Genomic DNA, 22483 nt, shown 5'->3' with positions numbered 1-22483 from the left:
GCGATATAATAGGTCAATATTTCAAATATTTTGTGCAAGGTGATAAGGTATGTCAGAAGGTATCGTCAATAACAATCCAAAAAAAGAGCTGTTGTTTACTCTGGGCGGCATTGCCATGTTCTTAGGTATTGTCTTACTCATTGGTGTTTCTGCATTTTTGCGTCCAGCAGGTGAGCATATCACTGCTGAGTCAACGGAAGCATCAGCGGCGGCAGACGAGGCAGAAGCCATTGCGACTGAAGACACAGCTGCTGAGACAGATACTGCGATGGTTGCAGAAGATGCCGCAGCACCTGATACGGCTGCAGATGCAGCAGTAACACCAGCAGCAGCGACAGACGCTGATAGCGCAATTGTTACTGCAGAAGCAGGTACAGCGACAGCTTCTGGTACAGTGAGTCAAGCCGCAGTTGCCGACACTGACTTGACCGCTGAGCAAGCAGATGGCGATTTAGATGCTGGCGATGCCGGCACGACCGCTGACGATACTGCCGCCGCACAGTAGTGTTTGCTGTCGTGACTCGATAGGTAAATAGCTACATTGCAAAATACTTTATAAGTTAGCAGTCGTATAAATACTGATTGTTAGTAATATCAATATGATAGATGTGTTGATAGACCCATAAAAAAGCCCGTTCTCAGTCATTGAGAGCGGGTTTTTTTATGGGTATTTGTGTAATTTTTAACCAATTATTTCTTTACTTGATTATGGCCAAGTGAAACAATGTTCCGCCTATATGACCGCTTGTCTGGATAATAGGGCATTTGGTCATTAAAAAAACAATCTTTAAAGGAATAAAGCTGTGAGTACAGAATCAAAAACAGGTACTAGTGCAGCAGAGCTGCAAGCACTAGACAATGGCTTTATGGGACATCCTGCGCCATTACGCTCATTATTTTTTACCGAAATGTGGGAGCGGTTCTCCTACTATAGTATCCGTCCGTTATTAGTTCTATTTATGGTTGCGACTGTGGGTAGTGGTGGTTTTGGTTTTAGTGAGGTCACGGCTTCTGCTATCTATGGTATTTTTGCAGGTTCGTTGTATTTAGCAGCGGTACCAGGGGGTTGGTTGGCTGACAACTGGCTTGGTCAAGAGCGTGCGCTGTGGTGGGGCAGTATTGTGATTGCTCTTGGTCACTTATGTATCGCACTTTCTGCCATGTTTGGCATGACATTGTTCTTCGTAGGTCTAATCTGTATCGTCTTGGGCTCAGGATTATTTAAGACCTGCATCTCAGTAATGGTTGGCGCGCTATACCCTAAAGAGGACTCTCGCCGTGATGGTGGTTTTACCTTATTTTATATGGGTATTAATATCGGCGCGCTATTGGCGGCACTGATCGTTGGTGTCTTCAAAGAAAAAGGCATGTGGCATGTCGGCTTTGGCGTCGGTGGTTTAGGGATGCTCGTATCCTTGCTTATCTATCGTTTTGTCGCGCAAAAAAATCTAACTCGTTATGCCACAGCTAAAGGTATCTCCGCCGAATGGGAGCATTCCAATGACCGCTATAAAAACATTGGACGCTGGGTTGGTGGGTTTGTCGCGTTGTTAGTCGCTGTAGTGCTATTAGTGTCTACTGGCATGATATCGTTCAATCCTGAGATGGTCGCAGAGTACATGACTTATATTATCGCTGCGGTAGTCATCTTATATTTTGCGATCATGTTTATCTCACCGCGCCTCGATAAGACGGACAAATTACGCTTGTTGATTTGTTTTGTCTTAATCATCGGCTCAACGCTGTTTTGGTCAAGTTTTGAGCAGCAGCCCACGTCTTTTAACTTATTTGCTGATCGTTATACCGACCTAAACGTTTTAGGGTTTGATGTTCCTAGTATCTGGTTCCAGTCATTGAACCCATTGTTTATTTTGATATTGGCGCCTATCGTCAGCATTATTTGGGTCAAGCTTGGTAACCGAGGTCTTGAGCCAAGCAGTATGGCAAAGTTTGCGCTGGGTATGTTACTTGCCGCTGCGGGTTTTGCTTTGATGATTTTTGCCTCTAAAAGCATTTTAGCACCTGGTGCGGGCTTGGCATCGCCACTATGGTTGGTAGGTAGTCTATTATTATTGACGCTAGGTGAGCTGGCATTAAGTCCTGTTGGATTATCTGCAATGACTAAGCTGGCACCAGAGGGCATGCAAGGTCAAATGATGGGGCTGTTCTTCGCTTCTATTGCCATGGGTAACTTGGTTGCTGCGTTCTTCGGTGGTCATGTATCTGCTGACAAAATCGAAGGATTACCAGGACTGTTTACTACCATGACTATTTTCTTGGTGGTGACAGCATTGTTTTTGCTAGCACTTGCTAAACCTATCAACAAAATGCTTAGAGATAGTGAGCGTGAGAAGCAGCTGGCCAAACAGTAAGCGACGTCTATGGAGCTGAGTGACCGGTATAGCCGCGAATAACAACAGTATAAATGACGTATGACGAGACGTGTTACCATTGCTGGTAGCACGTCTTATTGTTTTATTTGGTGAGATATTTGGCATCAGTCATTGAAAGCTTACGCTCTGCCCAAACATCTAAGGGTAGCTCACGCTAAACATCAGTGACGCAATATCAACCTCAATCAAATATTCTCAATAAGCAGAAGCAACTATCAAGCAAACACAGTTAAAGAAAGTGCTTACTTAAACACTTACTATCGATAATAAATATTTTATTAAAACCAAAGCGGTATCAATAACCCAAGCAAGATAACTATTAGAACAAGACGATTGTAAATAATCACGCCATCATAATATTCTTAAAACATCTAGAAGGACACATTCAATGAAAAAACAAACCATTCACGAGCGGATAGCTAGCCTACGTACGAGCTTAGTAGAGCAAGATCTCACCGCAATCATCGTGCCCTCTGCTGATCCTCACTTGTCTGAGTATCTACCAGAGTACTGGCAAACCCGCCAATGGCTATCAGGATTTACCGGTTCTGTTGGTACGCTAGTTGTGACAGCTGAGTTTGCTGGTCTGTGGACGGATAGCCGTTACTGGGTACATGCCGCTGATCAGTTAGCGGGTACAGGTATCACTTTAGAGAAGCTTGCGCCAGGTCAGCCAAACCATATCGATTGGTTAGCCGAACATCTACAAGAAGGGGATAGCGTGGCAATAGACGGCAATGTGCTCTCTATCGCTGAGCAAGACCGATTGCTCAAGGCCCTTGATGTGAATGACATTACTTTGATCACTGAGCGTGATGTATTGACGAGCGTTTGGACAGATCGCCCGGCCCTACCAGCTGCCAAGCTATACGTACATGATGAGCAGTTCCTTGCCCAGTCTGCTGCTTCAAAGCTTGCCGCAGTACGTGAAGGTATGGCAGCGGCAGGAGCAACCCATCATTTGCTTTCAAGCTTAGATGACATCGCTTGGTTGACGAACTTACGCGGCGCTGATGTTGATTATAATCCTGTGTTTTTATCACATATGCTGATTGATGCAGACCGTGCGACGTTGTTTGTTGATAGTGATAAAGTCAGTGCTGACATAGCACAGAGTCTAAAAGACAGCGGTATCACCTTGGCTGATTATTCGGCTGTACAAGAGGCACTTGGTGCACTGACACCAGACGATTTATTGCTATTAGATCCGAGCAAAGTTGCCGTTGGCACACTCTCAAAAATGGCGGATGATGTTGGTTTTATTGAACAGATGGCACCCAGCACACTGCTTAAGTCTGTGAAGTCTGACGCAGATATCGAGCATGTGCGTGAAGCGATGCGTCAAGATGGTGCGGCATTGAGTGAGTTCTTTGCTGAGTTTGAGCAGCGTCTAGCGACAGGCGAGCGTCTAAGTGAGCTGGATGTCGATAGCATGCTGATAGAGGTACGTAGTCGTCAGCCGCATTATGTGTCGCCAAGCTTCCCGACTATCGCAGGTTTTAACGAAAATGGTGCATTGCCGCATTACCGCGCGACGCCAGAGAGCTTTAGCTACCTTGATGTGGCTGAGGGCGAGGGCGGATTGCTACTGATAGACTCAGGTGCACAGTATCAGAACGGCACGACAGATATCACCCGTGTGGTTGGTATTGGTCAAGTCACCGCTGAGCACAAGCGTGATTTTACAACAGTGCTAAAAGCACATATTGCACTTGCCCGTGCGCATTTTCCTGATGGCATTGCCTCACCATTGATTGATGCTATTTGCCGTGCACCATTGTGGCAAGCACAGATGGACTATGGTCATGGTACCGGTCACGGCGTTGGTTATTTCTTAAACGTACACGAAGGTCCGCAAGTCATTGCTTATAGTGCCAGTACTCCAAAAGAGCGCGCGATGAAAGTCGGTATGATTTCAAGTAATGAGCCAGGTCTGTACCGCGAAGGCAAATGGGGTATCCGTATCGAGAACTTGGTGGTGAACACATCAGTTGCTAGTCCTACTGAGACAGAGTTTGGTCAATTCTTGAACTTTGAGACCATCACTTACTGCCCAATTGACACGCGTCTGATTGAGCCGTCACTATTGGATAAAACTGAGATAGACTGGCTCAATGATTATCATAGCCAAGTCTATACAGAGCTAAAAGATCGGGTCGAAGGCGCTGCGCTTGAATGGTTGACTGAACGTACCAAAGCCATTTAATACCGAGCTCAAAACATTAAATAAAAACAATAAAAAGCCCCGTAAAGATTTACGGGGCTTTTTATTGTTCGTTACTTACTGCTGAGCGGCTATTTCTAACGGCAAGTCCAATATTAGAAAATGAGCAAAATTAATGGATGCTCTTAGCAGCTTCGTTATTGACAGTTGAATCATTCTGTTCGTTTAAATGCTGGGTGACTTCAGCACGTAGCCAAGACTTTAGATTTTCAGATAATAACATCATCTGTTCACTCAAATAGTCATCGACTTGCGTTTCAAGTTCGCGGATGAGCTCTTGATGCGTTATGTCTAATTTTGCGTCTTTTAAGACTAAGTTAATCGCTGTGCTGGTTTTATGATGAATGTCTTTAATATGACTATCGCCAATAGCATGAGTTTGTTCGTTAATAGTTTTGTGGTCAGCATTTTTATTATCGCTAGCACTACTTTTAGTCTTTTGTGTTTCTGATGCTGCTGTTTCGGTCTTTGTAATAGAATTATCAGTAACTGGATTGTCTTTATCAGCATTTACTTTATCTACGCTAGTAGCGATAACTTTTTCATCAGTGTTATTTTTATCTTCTGCTATCTGCTCATTTTTTTCTTGTTCTGTTTGAGCTATTTCAGCCAGTTCAACTTCTGCTTGGAGTGCCGCTTCTTCAGCCTTTTTCTTTTGTTCTTCTTCTAATCGCTGTTTTTCGGCTGCTGCATCTGCTTGCTCTTGTTTGTCAGCAATCGCTTTAGCAATGGCTTGCTCGGCATTATAGTTGTCGTATAGCTCGTCCACATGAGCGTCCAAATCATGCGTATTAAATTCAAAGCTTTCAAATGGAGTGTCAGCTTGTAGTAGGGTAGTGATGTCTTTGAGCTCTTGAGTGATTGCTGCGCGTACTGGCTCAGGTGCGCACGTCCAACGCTGATAAAACTGATGGGAAAATGAGTAGCTTGACATGGTATCTTCCATAAATGTTCCAAAAATTACCCCTTATCATACGCAAGTACGATAAGGGGCTGCAAGTGGACAAACGTAGCCAATCTGACACCAGCGTTACAACGCAATCATTATCATGCACTGCGATGCAAATGGGTGGCTGTTATTGACTGATAGGCCAACGTGCAAATACCAAAGACCCATTGGTACCGCCAAAGCCAAAGCTATTAGAGACAGCATACTGTAGGTTATCGACCTTACGCGATTGGTTAGCCACATAATCGAGGTTACAGTTGTCTTCGACGTCATCTAAGTTGATCGTCGGTGGTACATGCTGGTTTTGTAGCGCAAGCACAGTAAAGATAGCTTCAACCCCGCCAGCAGCACCCAGCAAATGCCCCGTCATTGATTTGGTCGAGCTGACCAAGATACTGTCTTTAACAGGAAAGAACACAGTTTCGATAGCAATGGACTCAGCCACGTCGCCCGCAGGTGTACTGGTACCATGAGCATTGACATAACCTACGCTTGATGGCTCGATACCCGCATCATTGAGTGCATTTCGCATCGCTTTTGCAGCGCCGCTACCGTCTTCTGGTGGTGCGGTAATGTGACTGGCATCATCGCTCATACCAAACCCGACAAGCTCTGCCAATATCGTCGCGCCGCGAGCTTTGGCGTGAGCAAGACTTTCTAATACGACCACGCCAGCACCATCACCAAGTACAAAACCGTCACGACCTTTATCGAATGGACGCGACGCTTTGGTCGGCTCATCGTTACGCGTTGAGAGTGCGTGCATGGCGCTAAACCCTGATATACCAAGCGGGCTTGAGCCTTTTTCACTACCACCCGCCAGCATGACATCAGCATCACCATAAGCAATCAAACGCGCTGCCAAACCCATAGCATGAGTGGCAGTGGTACAAGCGGTTGATGTTGCCAAGTTCGGACCTTTTAGGGTGTGTTTGATCGCGACCAATCCTGCCGCCATATTGACAATAGATCCTGGAATGATGAAAGGCGACACCTTGGCTGCGCCTTTTTCACGTAGGGTATCGCGGCTGTTTTCGATGGTTTGGATACCACCAATACCTGAGCCCAAAATAATACCAAAACGATCTTGCTCCACATCCTGTACTGGCGCATCAGCAGCACCGATCTCATCAATAAACCCAGCATGCTTCAATGCCATAGAAGATGCTGCAATCCCATAATGTATAAACTCATCATAGCGGCGGGCATCTTTGGCGCTCATATACTGTTTGGCATCGAAGTCTTTGACCACGCCTGCGATCTGAGCACGGTAGCCTGTGGCATCGAAATGAGTAATCGGTGCGATACCACTATCACCATTGAGCAATTTGGACCACGAGCTATCAACATCTAGACCAAGCGGTGTGATGGCGCCCATCCCTGTGACCACCACGCGAGTCTCATCAGAACGCTCATAGTGTGGTGGTTTTTGACGCGATTTATGTACAGGTGCTGCGGTCATATTGTTTGTGTCATCATTGGTGGCTTGGTCAATAGGTGAACTGCTGTGTTGGCTCATACGATATGTCCTATACTTACGGGTCCTAAGAGGATGGCATTTTAAAAGTTATTATAAAACACATAGGTGCACGTATGTAAACTAAAATATAACTGGTCAGGCAAAACAGACCTGACCCAATACCACGCTTTTATTGGCACCAGTTACTGCTGGTAAATTACCCGTTTCACCCATGATAGTTTGACGGGCTAACCACGCAAAAGCGACGGCTTCTACCCATGTTGGCGCCAGCCCTAAATGATCAGTGGTTTGTACTGTGCAGCGAGGTAGATGAGCTTGTAGACGTACCATTAGATAATCATTTAGTGCGCCGCCACCACAGACGTATACCGAGCTGTTTTTATCCGTATCTGTAAACATACTGATTTGCGTGCTTGCACTGATAGCGGTTAGTTCAGTCAAAGTGGCTTGTACATCAGCCGCTGAATAACTGACATTGGCATTGGCTTGTTCAAAAGCCTGTAGCTCACCCTGTAGCCATGCCAAATTAAAGTCTTCACGACCAGTACTCTTGGGGTGAGGCTGAGCAAAAAATGCATGGGTTAACAGCTGGTGTAATAGTGGCTCAATGATGGTACCAGATTGTGCCCAAGCGCCTTTTGCATCATAGTCATTATCTGTATGCAACGCCGTCCATGCATCTAACAATAGATTAGCAGGTCCAGTATCATAGCCAATGACATTATCTGCGCTATCTGGGTTGCTATCTAGATTGCTGTCCACGCCATTAGTTAACGCTGGCAAGACGGTTATATTAGCAATACCGCCCAAATTTAGGAGCACGCGTGTGCTATCAGGTGTCGCAAATAAGGCCTGATGAAACGCAGGTACTAAAGGCGCACCTTGACCACCAACTGCCATGTCACGACGACGAAAATCACTGACCACGCTGATGCCTGTACGCTCAGCGATGATATTGGCGTCGACCAGTTGCAAACTAAAGCCCATTTGCGGGCGATGACGGACGGTTTGTCCATGACAGCCAATCGCCAGTACCGATTCGGGGTCGGTATTTGATTGCTGCAATAAGGTATTGCCCACTTCGCTTGCGAACTCTGCATACGCGCGGCTTGCCCAGCCAAACCAATCCAATTCACTGTTCGGTTCATTGACCTCCGGTACGAGTTGATTCACACCATTCGGCTGACATAACCCCAGTAGCACTTCACGCAGTCTTGGTGGAAAATCTTGACTATACGTCGCGAGCAGTTGCATTGGTGGTTGGCTATGATCTTCATCAATGGTGTTTTCTTTGTAGATATTTTCTTTATCAGCCATGTCGTTATTGAACTGGCAAAGAACCGCGTCCATTCCATCCAAACTAGTACCTGACATCATGCCGATATATAGGCCATCATCAAAGCTTTCAAACACTGTTTGCTCAAGAGCGTCGGTCAGGGTGGCGTAGTTCGAACTATCATGGGTTAAGTCGTCGATATCGTCTGAACTATCATCCAAACCATTATTCATAAGCAAGTCGGTAAGGGCGTTATGGTCAGTATCAGTAGTTGATGCGGGGTTGGTCATGGCAATTTACCTTAAAAAACGCTAGTATATCCGTCAAATTCTAGCATTTTTTCTTACCTTTTGAGCTGCTAAACGTCATAAGGTATCGAGCCGGTAATAATCACTTATAAAAACCCTAACGACAGCAATATATAGAGAGTACCATGACCGATAAAACCTACACCCTAGAAGAACAACTGGCCCTTATTCAGCGCGGTACGCAAGAGATACTCTCTGAAGACGATTTAGTGGCTAAGCTAAAACTCAATCGCCCGCTACGTATCAAGGCAGGCTTTGATCCTACGGCACCTGACCTGCATTTAGGTCATACAGTACTGATCAATAAACTCAAGCATTTTCAAGATTTGGGTCATGAGATTTATTTTCTTATTGGTGATTATACTGCCAAGATTGGCGACCCTTCTGGTAAGAACTCTACGCGTCCGCCATTGACCGATGAGCAAATCAAAGCCAACGCCACCACTTATGCTGAGCAAGTATTTAAAATCTTAGACAAAGAAAAAACGCGCGTGGTCTTTAACTCTGAGTGGTTCAGTGACATGAGCGCCGCTGACATGATTCAGCTTGCCAGTCAGCAGACGGTCTCGCGTATGCTTGAGCGTGATGACTTCTCGAAGCGCTATGCTTCGCAAACGCCTATCTCAATCCATGAGTTTTTGTATCCATTAGTGCAAGGCTATGATTCTATCGCGCTAAAAGCTGATGTTGAGCTTGGCGGTACCGATCAAACCTTCAATTTACTAATGGGCCGCACATTGCAAGGGCGCTATGATCAAGAGCAACAAGTCTGCATCACAGTGCCTATTTTGGAAGGGCTAGACGGCGTTAATAAAATGTCTAAGTCACTAAATAACTATGTTGCCATCTATGATGCGCCAGGTACCATGTACCAAAAAATCCTATCGATGCCTGATACTTTAATCCATCGTTACTTTGAGTTTTTGAGTTTCAAACCGATGGAGCAGATCGAAGCCTTGATGGCGGAAATGGAAGCGGGTCGCAACCCACAAGAAATCAAACGTATCCTTGCCGAGGAATTGATTGAGCGTTTCCACGATGCAGATGCCGCTGCCAATGCGCACAAATCTGCTGGTAATGTCTTGGCAGATGGTGAGCTACCAGTTGACTTGCCAGAAGTGACATTAACGCTTGAAGCAGGTCAAGATGCCTTATTTATCGCGCAAATCCTAAACCAAGCTGAGCTTGCCAAAAACGGCGCAGCTGCCAAAGATATGGTCAAGCGTGGCGCGGTAAAAGTCGATGGTGAGGTGGTTGATGGTGGGTTTAGCTTAACCTCAGGTCAGACAGTCGTGATTCAAGCAGGCAAGAAAGCCTATGCGAAAGTGACTGTTGCTTAAGTGCTTGTTGGTTAAGTGACTGCTCAATCTGTCATAGCGAGTGAATAACACAATATAAAGAGTAAACTGTAATGATGACAAATCAAGCCACTATAACTCAAGGCATTTACCGGCATTACAAAGGCAGCTTGTATCAAGTATTGCATACCGCGCAGCACTCAGAGACCGAAGAGTCGCTCGTAGTCTATCGTTGTCTGTACGGTGAGTATGGGGTGTGGGTACGCCCGCTTGCGATGTTTGCTGAAACAGTCAGCGTTGAAGGTAAAGAGGTACCACGATTTGAGTTGATTCAATCATTGAATGATTAGTACTGAACCACCACGCACGAGAAATTTCACCCAAAAAAAACGATCCGTTGAGGTCGTTTTTTTGTTTTATATCTAGGTTTTAGATAGATGCGCCATTAGTTGTTCAAAAATGCAATCAATGCTTTATTGAACTCTTCGCTATGGGTCACATTGATACCGTGTGGACCGCCCTCAATGACATGTAATCTACTGTCTGCAATCATATCGTGAGAGCGTTCACCACTGGCCTCGATTGGTACGATTTGATCGGCATCACCATGTATGACCAATGTTGGTACATCAAACGCTTTTAAATCATCGCGAAAGTCGGTATAGCTGAACGATTTAACGCAATCAAGTGTCGCTTTAGCAGAAGCAAATGCGGCAATATCACGATTGTATAGGCGCATTGGCTTGCTGACCAGCGACTTACCATTTTTTGGGGTAAAGAAGTTCTTAGTAAAGTCATTTAAAAAGGCAATACGATCATCGCTGACACCATCCAAGAAACCTTGAATATCTGACTCTTCGAGACCACCATTAGGATTGTCATCTGCTTTAAATAAATATGGCGGGACCGCAGACGCGAGTACTGCTTTACTCACACGCTCGGAGCCGTATTTGCCCAGATAACGCGCCACTTCACCGCCGCCCATAGAGAATCCAACGATGGTCGCGTCTTGTAGATCGAGCGCCTCCATCAACCCTTTCAAGTCTTCGGCTAGCGTATCGTAATCATAGCCATTCCATGGTTTAGACGATTGACCAAAACCGCGTCTGTCATAAGTAATGACTTGATAGCCTGCTGCGACTAGCGCAGGTAGCTGTGCTTCCCAAGCGCGACCACTGAGTGGCCAGCCATGGATGAGTATGACAGGTTTGCCTGTACCTTGGGTTTCGTAATAGAGTTCAACCGGTTGATCGTCTTGTGTTGCAACAGTGACATAGGGCATTATCTTATCCTTTTGATATTATTATATTCATATGCTTTTGGAGTGATGCTTAACAGTAAATGCTATTCATAGTCATTATTTTTCGTAGTCACTATTTAAAGCTAGTGATCTAAAGTTAGCAATCTAGGAGTGGTCATTCACTGATACTGGCATCAGCTTTTAAGTATAGAATTAGCCCAAAACAATTGCTATGACAGGTTGTAAAGTTATAGTAGTGACTATAAAGCGGTTGTGTAAAATCTTAGTTACTCTTGTAGAAATTTTTTTAGTACTTTATAGAAGGCTATAGGTGCATCTAGTGGCACGGCATGACCTGAGTGGGACAGTACGATCTCGCGAGCATTGGGCAGCATTTGGGTGATTCTTTGCTGCCATCTAGGGTTATAGAGCGTTGATCGACCACCAATGAGACTGACTACTGGGATGGTGACGTTCTCTATACCTGCCCGAAAATCATAAGGTATGGCGAGATAGGCTTGCAGGCAGCGCATTTTGTGTTTCCATGTTTGGTGATTATAAAATGCCAGTTTATGATCGTTTTGATGAGTGAGCGCTTGCACGATGGCTTTTGAGCGCGGGCGGCTGACAGAGAGTAAAGAAAATAATTTTTCAATGTCTGTCACACGGCGTTTAAGAGAAAAAGGCAAATGCGTAAAGCATTCGACTTGCGCATACGGTAGCGTCATATCAATAATTTCTTGGAAAACTGCAAACATCTCTGTTTGCCGATCACCAAACAATCCACCTTGCCAATCTGGTTGATTGTGAATCACAGGGCTTTGATCGATGTTCAAATAGCGGCTGATGCGAGATGTGCCAAAGTGGGTAAAATAAGACCACATCACCAACGCCCCCATCGAAATCGCAGCAACGGGCAGTGATTCTACGTTACGGTTTATGCAGACATGCTCAATGATGTCATCAATATCTTCAGCGTACTGATTGATAAAATCAAACGGCGTCAGCTCGATATTTTGTGAGGCACCAAACCCCCGAAAATGTGGCAGATAAAATTCGTATTTACCGATCAGTGGCAGTATAAAAGGTAAAAACTCTCGTGCATCCATACCATAAGCATGCAGCATCATGACGGGTTTGCCGTGTCCAATAACCGATACGGGTAGCGCTATACCATCCGCTGATTTGATAGTGATCGTCTGTAACTGATAAGGAGCAGCCAAGGCGCTAAGGTTTTTTTTCATAGAGGGATCACTTTGGGTTATGAAGCCACCTGTTGATTTGTTGAGACAGGTCGCTACAAAATGGGCTTTACCGCTGATAAAAGACTGTTATATTAAACAGTCATCTGACCATAGCACAAAATTTGGCGGGTGGTAAAAGCAGTAGCAATAACTGACAAGGGTAGAAGGGTATGGGCAAATCGATATTATCATTATTGGATAGTAGCTTGTATCCACAAGTCTGGGAGCAGCAGACCTTTACCAGTCCACAAGCACTTTTATTGTCGATGTTAAATAACGAGGTCACGGTTGATGCCAGCGCCTTTACCAAGCAGCTACTGGCGAACGATATTTATCAAGAATGGATCAATACCACGGTATTTGGACGGTACCTGCATCGCAACTTTACCGCGTTTTATCAACAAACAGAAGATAGTTTCAATATAGATATGCCTTCGTTGTTCCGTCAGGAGCTAATGCGCCATACGCAGTATTTGCCGCTCACACAGGTGCTTTTTTTTGCAGGAGATATGCCAAAAAGTGTGCGACAGACCAAACTGCTTACCACTACTGTCAATCCAGCCACTGCGATCGTCAATGCTCAGAAATCATCTAAGACATCAGTCACCAATGCATCAAGAGTCGTGATTAACCAAATTACCATCACGGGTAAGCAAGTATTGGGGTTTGCGATACGTCACAACAAACGTACGAGCGAGCGGCTGCGCAATGAAGTGTTGATTATGGACTTTCAGGACCTGCGTCTGGTCAATGAGATAACGATTGAAGACATAAAAAAAAGCAATATAGAGGGCTCTATATTGCTTCGGTCGTATGAGTTACGCTAATAAGTATATCGAGGAGCTAGACCTGTCTTAACTGTCTTGCTTGGCAACGGTTAAGCCATTGTAGGTTTGGGCCACTGGCATGACTTCTAAGCGATTGACATTAATATGCGCAGGTGACTCAATCAACCACAGCAAAATATCGCCAATATCCTCACCCGTCATGGTCTTAAAACCATCATAGACCTTTGCCGCTTTGTCATCATCACCGTGATAGCGCACGTTTGAAAACTCAGTACCCGCAACCACTCCTGGCTCAAGATTGGTCACACGCACTTGCGTACCAAGCAAATCGGCACGTAAGTTTAGGCTGAATTGTTTGACAAACGCTTTGGTCGCGCCATAGACATTGCCACCAAAATAAGGCCAGTTACCTGCGATTGAACCCACATTAATGACATATCCACTATCGCGCGCAACCATCGCTGGCAAGACAGCATGAGTCAGCGCCATCAAACCTTTGACATTGGTATCATTCATGCGCATCCAGTCATCGAGACTGGCTTTGTGTGCAGGCTCTGTACCGAGTGCTAATCCTGCATTATTTACGAGCACATCGATTTGCGTAAAATTATCAGGCAGAACAGCAAGGATTTGCGGGATAGCGTCCGTTTTACTGACATCCATCACCACAGGCAAAAACGCATCGCCTAGGGTGTCTGCTAAAGCATTCAGTTTATCAAGGCGTCTCGCACAACCAATCACGCGATGACCATTTGCAACCAAACGCTCTGCTAGCGCTTTGCCAAACCCTGCGCTTGCCCCTGTAATCAATACGTTCATTATCTGTCCTTATTATAGATGCTGTCTACTTTTGCTATAACCCTAACGACGGCTTTGTCTGTTTCGGTACTATTTATTAGATAACTGCTTACCAAAAATCTTGTCGCCCGCATCACCCAAACCTGGAATGATATAACCATGCTCATCCAAATGACTGTCTAGCGCAGCGGTATAAATGGTCACGTCAGGATGCGCTTCATTCACCAAGCGTACGCCTTCAGGAGCAGCCACGAGTACCAATGCTTTGATATTGGTACAGCCATTTTTCTTGAGCATCTCGATGGTCGCAACCATTGAGCCACCTGTGGCTAGCATTGGGTCAATGATTAGCGCAGGACGCTTGTCCATATGACTGACGAATTTTTCAAAAAACGGTACTGGCTGTAGCGTTTCTTCATCACGTTGTAGGCCGACAACAGAAATTTTAGCAGTAGGAATTAGATCGAGCACGCCGTCAAGCATGCCAATACCTGCGCGCAAAATAGGTACGATAGTCGCTGTCTTACCGATGATTTGCTCACCAGTGATCTCGCCGCACCAGCCTTGCATTGGAAACGTCTCAATCTCAAAATCGCGACTTGCTTCATACGCCATCAAGCGCGCAAGCTCCTTGGTCAATGTGCGAAACTTATAAGTGCTACAGTCTTTTTCACGCATGAGACTGAGTTTATGACGGACTAATGGATGATCGATTACCGTAATGTTCAAATCGTTGTTTAAGTCACTCATAGAATCTCTCTTGGTTTCTTGTCTGATGCTTGCGCAGTTACTGCGGTTGCTATTAGTATAAAAGATACAAACACTTACCGCACTTTAACCATATATCTAGCATATAGATAGTAAGGTTAGAGCTCTCACAATCATGCTTATCAAATACGTTTACTGCCTCACAGCAGTGACTGCGGAGGACGATAACAATATTCACGTTCACAGTTACCGTCAAAGCCTAAACGATTTAGGCTAAGCAGATCGATATTTTGCTATTTAAGTTAACCAATCAAACGAACTTAGGTTGACTATAATTGTAATGACAAGTGAGGTAGTGTTTAGACCTGCTATGATACCAAAAAAACCGCTTTTCTGATGAAGAATATCATGACTATAAAAACATCAATGACCCAAAATACAGAGACAACGCTTACATCTCCTAAAAATAGAGCTACAGAAATTGAAACTCATCCTTTCGAGCCTGTGTTGCCATCAAACGCTACTATCATGATGATGGGTACTTTTCCGCCGACTGCTGACAAATGGGCAATGAGTTTTCATTACCCTAACTTTTATAATGACATGTGGCGCATATATGGTCGAGTATTCTTTGATGATGCTGATTATTTTAGAGTAGGCGATGAGAAGCGATTTGATCCTGAACGTATCCGTGACTTTATGTTTGAGCGAGGTATCGCTTCATGTCCCACAGTAAAGCAAGCCATTCGTGAGACAGGTAACGCGTCGGATAAAGACCTAACGGTAGTCACCCCCGTTGATTTAGATAGTATTTTGCCACAAGTACCAAAGGTAAAAACGTTGTTCACGACGGGAGGTAAGGCAACCGAAGTGCTGATCGAACTATTGGATGAACCACTTGCCAAGTCAAAGCACCCCAAAACCAACCAAAGTATCAATTATCCTTACGAGTGGCAGAGTACAGATAATCAGAAAGCTGATGTAAACAATCTAACCTTACATAGGTTACCGTCGACTTCACGTGCTTATCCGTTATCGCTGGATAAGAAAGTTGCTGCGTATAGAGCGTTTTTCGAAAAAATGGACAAGTTATAAGGTAAGTAAGGTTGTACTAATAGACGGGAAAATCTAAAAAATAGTAAAGGATCTATATCTGTTAAAGCAGAATATTCTTACTAAAAGGGAAGCACGTACCTATTCCTCTACCATACCCACCAATCGACCAACTTATAAGCTATTGAAACTATTTAGTATTTTCGACAGCTGTAAAATAAGTTTAAAAACATGTATAAAATTGGTTGACACAGTGATTAAACTCTCTATAATACGCCCTCATCGGACGGACTAGCGGTGACTGATATGTGAATTACATATTAATAACGCAGTTAACCTGGTGAAACGAAATTATAAAAAGTCTTGACAAATCAAATCATTATGATAAGATAGTCGGCTCGCTAGATAGCTTAACCGGAGACGGATTGGCTAGATGGCAAAAGAAATACCCTATATATCGATGACTGGACGACAGTGATTGAGACTATTTAAAAGCATAACTAAAGAACAACTTGTGTGGATTTTTGCTGATTCAGAATGCTAAAAAATAAAGTTGACTATCTTTTCTTTTCGGGAAGATTATTAACTATAAAAATTATCATTTAAGACAGCAGAAAAACTCAAAGTTAATTCATTACGAACATAATTTTTAGCGATTTTGCCAGATTAGATGAGCCAAGTTTAGAAGCTTCTTTAAAGAGCTTCATAGCAAGATTAAACTGAAGAGTTTGATCATGGCTCAGATTGAACGCTGGCGGCAGGCTTAACACATGCAAGTCGAGCGGAAACGATGGTAGCTTGCTACCAGGCGTCGAGCGGCGGACGGGTGAGTAATACTTAGGAATCTACCTAGTAGTGGGGGATAGCACGGGGAAACTCGTATTAATACCGCATACGTCCTACGGGAGAAAGGGGGCAACTTGTTGCTCTCGCTATTAGATGAGCCTAAGTCGGATTAGCTAGATGGTGGGGTAAAGGCCTACCATGGCGACGATCTGTAGCTGGTCTGAGAGGATGATCAGCCACACCGGGACTGAGACACGGCCCGGACTCCTACGGGAGGCAGCAGTGGGGAATATTGGACAATGGGGGAAACCCTGATCCAGCCATGCCGCGTGTGTGAAGAAGGCCTTTTGGTTGTAAAGCACTTTAAGCAGTGAAGAAGACTCTTCGGTTAATACCCGGAGACGATGACATTAGCTGCAGAATAAGCACCGGCTAACTCTGTGCCAGCAGCCGCGGTAATACAGAGGGTGCAAGCGTTAATCGGAATTACTGGGCGTAAAGCGAGCGTAGGTGGCTTGATAAGTCAGATGTGAAATCCCCGGGCTTAACCTGGGAACTGCATCTGAAACTGTTAGGCTAGAGTAGGTGAGAGGGAAGTAGAATTTCAGGTGTAGCGGTGAAATGCGTAGAGATCTGAAGGAATACCGATGGCGAAGGCAGCTTCCTGGCATCATACTGACACTGAGGCTCGAAAGCGTGGGTAGCAAACAGGATTAGATACCCTGGTAGTCCACGCCGTAAACGATGTCTACTAGTCGTTGGGTCCCTTGAGGACTTAGTGACGCAGCTAACGCAATAAGTAGACCGCCTGGGGAGTACGGCCGCAAGGTTAAAACTCAAATGAATTGACGGGGGCCCGCACAAGCGGTGGAGCATGTGGTTTAATTCGATGCAACGCGAAGAACCTTACCTGGTCTTGACATATCTAGAATCCTGCAGAGATGCGGGAGTGCCTTCGGGAATTAGAATACAGGTGCTGCATGGCTGTCGTCAGCTCGTGTCGTGAGATGTTGGGTTAAGTCCCGCAACGAGCGCAACCCTTGTCCTTAGTTACCAGCGGGTTAAGCCGGGAACTCTAAGGATACTGCCAGTGACAAACTGGAGGAAGGCGGGGACGACGTCAAGTCATCATGGCCCTTACGACCAGGGCTACACACGTGCTACAATGGTAGGTACAGAGGGCAGCTACACAGCGATGTGATGCGAATCTCAAAAAGCCTATCGTAGTCCAGATTGGAGTCTGCAACTCGACTCCATGAAGTAGGAATCGCTAGTAATCGCGGATCAGAATGCCGCGGTGAATACGTTCCCGGGCCTTGTACACACCGCCCGTCACACCATGGGAGTTGATTGCACCAGAAGTGGATAGCTTAACCTTCGGGGGAGCGTTCACCACGGTGTGGTTGATGACTGGGGTGAAGTCGTAACAAGGTAGCCGTAGGGGAACCTGCGGCTGGATCACCTCCTTATAGATGGCATTCGGTCAGCAAGAATTCACAACAAGTTGTTCTTTAGTTTAAGCTTACGTTTTAGGACGTATTAGGGTCTGTAGCTCAGCTGGTTAGAGCACCGTGTTGATAACGCGGGGGTCAGTGGTTCGAGTCCACTTAGACCCACCATTTATATAATGGGGCCATAGCTCAGTTGGTAGAGCGCCTGCCTTGCACGCAGGAGGTCAACGGTTCGACTCCGTTTGGCTCCACCACTACTTTAGTTAAGCTTAGAGTGCTAAATAAAAATAGGTATCAAATAGAAACAAGTGATTCATCTTGAATAAAGACACGATTACTTCTTTCTGTTTTATACAGAATCTGTGACTCGACGAGAGCATAGAGACTATTTAAAAACATAGATATGAGTCTGGGTTAGGAAGAGCGTGTTCACGCGCACTTCTTAACCTTAATAACTCACCTCTTAACGACATCAGTTGTTATCCCAGGGGTGAGTTATTAAAAAAGTAAAGAGAACTGAATCAAGCGTATAAACATAGGTGATATCGTTATCATAATTAGATTGTATGACGACTTAGAAGTCGAGAGACTACTTGGGGTTGTATGGTCAAGTAATGAAGCGCACATGGTGGATGCCTTGGCAGTCAGAGGCGATGAAAGACGTGACAGCCTGCGATAAGCTTCGGGGAGGCGGCAATATCCTGTGATCCGGAGATTTCTGAATGGGGAAACCCACTTACCATAAGGTAGGTATCCTAATTTATTAGGAAGCGAACGAGGGGAAGTGAAACATCTCAGTACCCTTAGGAATAGACATCAATTGAGATTCCCCTAGTAGCGGCGAGCGAACGGGGAGAAGCCGATTAGTACTAATGTAGAAGAACAGCGTGGGAAAGCTGACCGTAGTAGGTGATAGTCCTGTATTCGAAACATTAGCATTAACATATTAAGTAGAGCGGGGCACGAGAAATCCTGTTTGAAGATGGGGGGACCATCCTCCAAGGCTAAATACTCCTGACTGACCGATAGTGAACCAGTACCGTGAGGGAAAGGCGAAAAGAACCCCTGTGAGGGGAGTGAAATAGAACCTGAAACCGTGTGCGTACAAGCAGTGGGAGCCTACTTGTTAGGTGACCGCGTACCTTTTGTATAATGGGTCAGCGACTTATGTTCTGTAGCAAGGTTAACCGTTTAGGGGAGCCGTAGGGAAACCGAGTCTTAATAGGGCGATTAGTTGCAGGGCATAGACCCGAAACCGAGTGATCTATCCATGAGCAGGTTGAAAGTGCCGTAACAGGCACCGGAGGACCGAACCCACTGTCGTTGAAAAGCCAGGGGATGACTTGTGGATAGGGGTGAAAGGCTAATCAAACTCGGTGATAGCTGGTTCTCCCCGAAAGCTATTTAGGTAGCGCCTCGGACGAACACCATTGGGGGTAGAGCACTGTTTCGGCTAGGGGGTCATACCGACTTACCAAACCGATGCAAACTCCGAATACCGATGAGTGATATCCGGGAGACACACAGTGGGTGCTAACGTCCATTGTGGAGAGGGAAACAACCCAGACCGCCAGCTAAGGCCCCAAATTCCTAGTTAAGTGGGAAACGAGGTGGGAAGGCATAGACAGCTAGGAGGTTGGCTTAGAAGCAGCCATCCTTTAAAGAAAGCGTAATAGCTCACTAGTCGAGTCGGCCCGCGCGGAAGATGTAACGGGGCTCAAACTAGGAGCCGAAGCTGCGGATTTGAATTTGTTTTCAAGTGGTAGGGGAGCGTTGTGTAAGCCTGTGAAGGTGTGTTGTAAAGCATGCTGGAGGTATCACAAGAGCGAATGCTGACGTGAGTAACGATAATGCGAGTGAAAAGCTCGCACGCCGGAAGATCAAGGGTTCCAGTCCAACGTTAATCGGGGCTGGGTGAGTCGACCCCTAAGGCGAGGCCGAAAGGCGTAGTCGATGGGAAATCGGTTAATATTCCGATACTTGTTTATAATGCGATGGAGGGACGGAGAAGGTTATGTCAGCCTGGCGTTGGTTGTCCAGGTGAAAGGATGTAGGTTTATAGCTTAGGTAAATCCGGGCTATTCTATACCGAGATCTGATAGCAAGTCCTACTTGTAGGACGAAGTGGCAAATACCATGCTTCCAGGAAAAGCTTCTAAGCAATAGTTATAAACGAATCGTACCCTAAACCGACACAGGTGATCAGGTAGAGAATACCAAGGCGCTTGAGAGAACTCTGCTGAAGGAACTAGGCAAAATGGTACCGTAACTTCGGGAGAAGGTACGCTGTTGATGGTGATAGGACTTGCTCCTTGAGCTGTTGGCAGTCGCAGATACCAGGCTGCTGCAACTGTTTATTAAAAACACAGCACTCTGCAAACACGAAAGTGGACGTATAGGGTGTGATGTCTGCCCGGTGCTGGAAGGTTAATTGATGGGGTTAGCGTAAGCGAAGCTCTTGATCGAAGCCCCAGTAAACGGCGGCCGTAACTATAACGGTCCTAAGGTAGCGAAATTCCTTGTCGGGTAAGTTCCGACCTGCACGAATGACATAATGATGGCAGCGCTGTCTCCAGCAGAGACTCAGTGAAATCGAAATCGCAGTGAAGATGCTGTGTACCCGCGGCTAGACGGAAAGACCCCGTGAACCTTTACTACAGCTTTACATTGAACTTTGACCTGACTTGTGCAGGATAGGTGGGAGGCTTTGAAGCCGAGACGCTAGTCTTGGTGGAGCCAATCTTGAAATACCACCCTGGTCATGTTGGGGTTCTAACTCAGGTATAACAATACCGAGGACAATGTATGGTGGGTAGTTTGACTGGGGCGGTCTCCTCCTAAAGAGTAACGGAGGAGTACGAAGGTGCGCTCAGACCGGTCGGAAATCGGTCGTAGAGTATAAAGGCAAAAGCGCGCTTAACTGCGAGACCCACAAGTCGAGCAGGTACGAAAGTAGGTCTTAGTGATCCGGTGGTTCTGTATGGAAGGGCCATCGCTCAACGGATAAAAGGTACTCTGGGGATAACAGGCTGATACCGCCCAAGAGTTCATATCGACGGCGGTGTTTGGCACCTCGATGTCGGCTCATCTCATCCTAGGGCTGAAGCAGGTCCTAAGGGTATGGCTGTTCGCCATTTAAAGAGGTACGCGAGCTGGGTTTAGAACGTCGTGAGACAGTTCGGTCCCTATCTACCGTGGGCGTTGGAAATTTGAGAGGATCTGCTCCTAGTACGAGAGGACCAGAGTGGACGAACCACTGGTGTTCGGGTTGTCATGCCAATGGCATTGCCCGGTAGCTACGTTCGGATGGGATAACCGCTGAAAGCATCTAAGCGGGAAGCCCACCTCAAGATTAGATTTCCCTAAAGAGCCGTTCAAGACTAGGACGTTGATAGGCAGGGTGTGGAAGCACAGTGATGTGTGTAGCTAACCTGTACTAATTGCTCGTTTGGCTTGACCATACAACACCCAAGTGGTTTGTACCAAGTCTAATTAATCTGTCACAGACAGAACATTTCGATATCACCTTTAACCTTGATTCAGTTAGGTTACGTGATACTTAGTCAAATAAGTAAAACTAAAAACAGACTCATATCTAACCCCCTTTGCTGACGACAATAGCGCGATGGCCCCACCTGATCCCTTCCCGAACTCAGAAGTGAAACATCGTTGCGCCAATGGTAGTGTGGTTCGCCCATGTGAGAGTAGGTCATCGTCAGCTCTCTATTCTGAATATCCCCTGACTAGTTATCTAGCCAGGGGATTTTCTTTGTTTAGCAAAAATATATTATACTATTATCTACTATCACTATCGTATCTTGGAGCAATGTATTATGGGCACTGCTATTTATTATACAGCTGAGCGCGCGACGCTTTTGACTGAAAAAGAGCAGGAAGATATCATTTCTATTGTCGATAAGTACAATGAAAGCTTCAAGTATATAGAAGAGGCAGAATCTTTTGACCTTTATGCATATGATGATAGTGAGTCAGATGTGATACTCGCAGGAGCGACTAAAGTACCCTCTAGTATTGATATCGAAGTCCTAATGTATAGCATAAACCATTGGCTACACTGCTTAACTGAAATTCGTCTCGTAGTAGCTGATGCAGAGTGGCATGTGCATGTGGACGATACTGATGCGGTGTGGGTAGACGACAGATGGCATATGGAACAGTAGATTTACATTGCCTACATTTGTAATTTACTTTAGCCATTTTTAGTTTATTCCTAGCTGACAGAAAATCCCTCAACTTGACGCCGAGTTGAGGGTTTTTTTTATTTTCATTCGACTCATCTACTCGATATTAATTCGGCTGTATCAGTTATAAATAAGTGCCTAGTAGTGCCCCAAAGGTTCAATTCATTATTTAGCATATTATCAAAATGATTTGACTTATATCATTATAGCTGTTAATTTTAGACTATACTTTTCTTACAGGGATGTAAAAGATATATAAAGGCTTGTAAATAGTTCAATTTAGTT

15 protein-coding genes, 2 tRNA genes and 3 rRNA genes are annotated in these 22483 nt (G+C 45.3%); 13 read left to right on the top strand and 7 right to left on the bottom strand.

What is annotated here, in order from left to right; genetic code table 11:
* Positions 1-49: 49 nt before the first annotated feature.
* The 3 genes from AC5JPT_RS08255 to AC5JPT_RS08245 all read left to right on the top strand — a co-directional run bounded on the left by AC5JPT_RS08255 (position 50) and on the right by AC5JPT_RS08245 (position 4599).
* Positions 50-505: a hypothetical protein gene (locus AC5JPT_RS08255; protein WP_443526655.1), complete on the top strand. Its 456-nt coding sequence runs from the start codon at positions 50-52 to the stop codon at positions 503-505.
* A gap of 361 nt (positions 506-866) precedes the next feature.
* On the top strand, positions 867-2372 hold the full coding sequence (locus AC5JPT_RS08250) for a peptide MFS transporter (RefSeq protein WP_493858451.1): 1506 nt from the start codon (positions 867-869) through the stop codon (positions 2370-2372).
* Between the two features lie 409 nt (positions 2373-2781).
* Positions 2782-4599 carry an aminopeptidase P family protein gene (locus tag AC5JPT_RS08245; protein WP_493857754.1) on the top strand — a complete coding sequence of 606 codons (1818 nt, stop codon included), beginning with the start codon at positions 2782-2784 and terminating at the stop codon, positions 4597-4599.
* Positions 4600-4729: 130 nt separating this feature from the next.
* Here AC5JPT_RS08245 and AC5JPT_RS08240 read toward each other — a convergent pair whose 3' ends face one another.
* From AC5JPT_RS08240 to AC5JPT_RS08230, 3 genes are all read right to left on the bottom strand, one after another.
* Positions 4730-5563, bottom strand: coding sequence for a hypothetical protein (locus AC5JPT_RS08240; protein ID WP_493857753.1), 834 nt, complete (start codon positions 5561-5563; stop codon positions 4730-4732).
* A 130-nt stretch (positions 5564-5693) separates the two neighbouring features.
* On the bottom strand, positions 5694-7028 hold the full coding sequence (gene fabF, locus AC5JPT_RS08235) for a beta-ketoacyl-ACP synthase II (protein ID WP_493858450.1): 1335 nt from the start codon (positions 7026-7028) through the stop codon (positions 5694-5696).
* Between the two features lie 153 nt (positions 7029-7181).
* Positions 7182-8612 (bottom strand): anhydro-N-acetylmuramic acid kinase, encoded by a 1431-nt coding sequence (locus tag AC5JPT_RS08230; RefSeq protein ID WP_493857752.1) that lies wholly within the window; start codon positions 8610-8612, stop codon positions 7182-7184.
* A 143-nt stretch (positions 8613-8755) separates the two neighbouring features.
* Here AC5JPT_RS08230 and tyrS point away from each other — a divergent pair, with 143 nt between their 5' ends.
* Positions 8756-9970 carry a tyrosine--tRNA ligase gene (gene tyrS / locus AC5JPT_RS08225; protein WP_493857751.1) on the top strand — a complete coding sequence of 405 codons (1215 nt, stop codon included), beginning with the start codon at positions 8756-8758 and terminating at the stop codon, positions 9968-9970.
* A 71-nt stretch (positions 9971-10041) separates the two neighbouring features.
* Positions 10042-10278: a DUF1653 domain-containing protein gene (locus tag AC5JPT_RS08220; protein WP_493857750.1), complete on the top strand. Its 237-nt coding sequence runs from the start codon at positions 10042-10044 to the stop codon at positions 10276-10278.
* Positions 10279-10373: 95 nt separating this feature from the next.
* Here the strand turns inward: AC5JPT_RS08220 and AC5JPT_RS08215 are convergent, their stop codons facing one another.
* Complete coding sequence (locus AC5JPT_RS08215) at positions 10374-11210, bottom strand: alpha/beta fold hydrolase (protein ID WP_493857749.1); 837 nt, start codon at positions 11208-11210, stop codon at positions 10374-10376.
* Positions 11211-11455: 245 nt separating this feature from the next.
* Positions 11456-12412 carry an alpha/beta fold hydrolase gene (locus tag AC5JPT_RS08210; protein ID WP_493857748.1) on the bottom strand — a complete coding sequence of 319 codons (957 nt, stop codon included), beginning with the start codon at positions 12410-12412 and terminating at the stop codon, positions 11456-11458.
* Between the two features lie 170 nt (positions 12413-12582).
* On the opposite strand from AC5JPT_RS08210, the gene AC5JPT_RS08205 reads away from it, so the two are divergent.
* A complete protein-coding gene (locus tag AC5JPT_RS08205) occupies positions 12583-13239 on the top strand; it encodes a hypothetical protein (RefSeq protein ID WP_493857747.1) in 657 nt (218 codons plus the stop codon).
* Between the two features lie 27 nt (positions 13240-13266).
* Here the strand turns inward: AC5JPT_RS08205 and AC5JPT_RS08200 are convergent, their stop codons facing one another.
* Positions 13267-14019 carry an SDR family NAD(P)-dependent oxidoreductase gene (locus AC5JPT_RS08200; RefSeq protein ID WP_493857746.1) on the bottom strand — a complete coding sequence of 251 codons (753 nt, stop codon included), beginning with the start codon at positions 14017-14019 and terminating at the stop codon, positions 13267-13269.
* Positions 14020-14088: 69 nt separating this feature from the next.
* Positions 14089-14748, bottom strand: a complete 660-nt coding sequence (upp, locus tag AC5JPT_RS08195; RefSeq protein ID WP_443526642.1) for a uracil phosphoribosyltransferase — start codon at positions 14746-14748, stop codon at positions 14089-14091.
* 384 nt (positions 14749-15132) lie between these two features.
* Between upp and AC5JPT_RS08190 the strand changes: the two genes are divergently transcribed.
* The 7 genes from AC5JPT_RS08190 (at position 15133) to AC5JPT_RS08160 (ending at position 22177) form a co-directional block, all read left to right on the top strand.
* Positions 15133-15801: a DNA glycosylase gene (locus tag AC5JPT_RS08190; RefSeq protein WP_493858449.1), complete on the top strand. Its 669-nt coding sequence runs from the start codon at positions 15133-15135 to the stop codon at positions 15799-15801.
* A gap of 674 nt (positions 15802-16475) precedes the next feature.
* Positions 16476-18014 (top strand): 16S ribosomal RNA (locus AC5JPT_RS08185).
* Between the two features lie 73 nt (positions 18015-18087).
* Positions 18088-18164 (top strand) — tRNA-Ile (locus AC5JPT_RS08180).
* A gap of 10 nt (positions 18165-18174) precedes the next feature.
* A tRNA-Ala gene (locus tag AC5JPT_RS08175) sits at positions 18175-18250 on the top strand.
* A gap of 351 nt (positions 18251-18601) precedes the next feature.
* Positions 18602-21457: ribosomal RNA gene (locus AC5JPT_RS08170) — 23S ribosomal RNA — on the top strand.
* A gap of 146 nt (positions 21458-21603) precedes the next feature.
* A 5S ribosomal RNA gene (gene rrf, locus AC5JPT_RS08165) occupies positions 21604-21717 on the top strand.
* The 16S, 23S and 5S rRNA genes sit together here with 2 tRNA genes alongside, the layout of an rRNA operon.
* A gap of 112 nt (positions 21718-21829) precedes the next feature.
* Entirely contained in the window at positions 21830-22177 is a 348-nt protein-coding gene (locus tag AC5JPT_RS08160; protein WP_493857745.1) for a hypothetical protein, read from the top strand.
* Positions 22178-22483 lie beyond the last annotated feature (306 nt).

Source organism: Psychrobacter sp. H26 (assembly GCF_059073035.1).
Note: the sequence above shows the minus strand (reverse complement) of the source record. Positions and strands in the feature narration are given on the sequence as shown.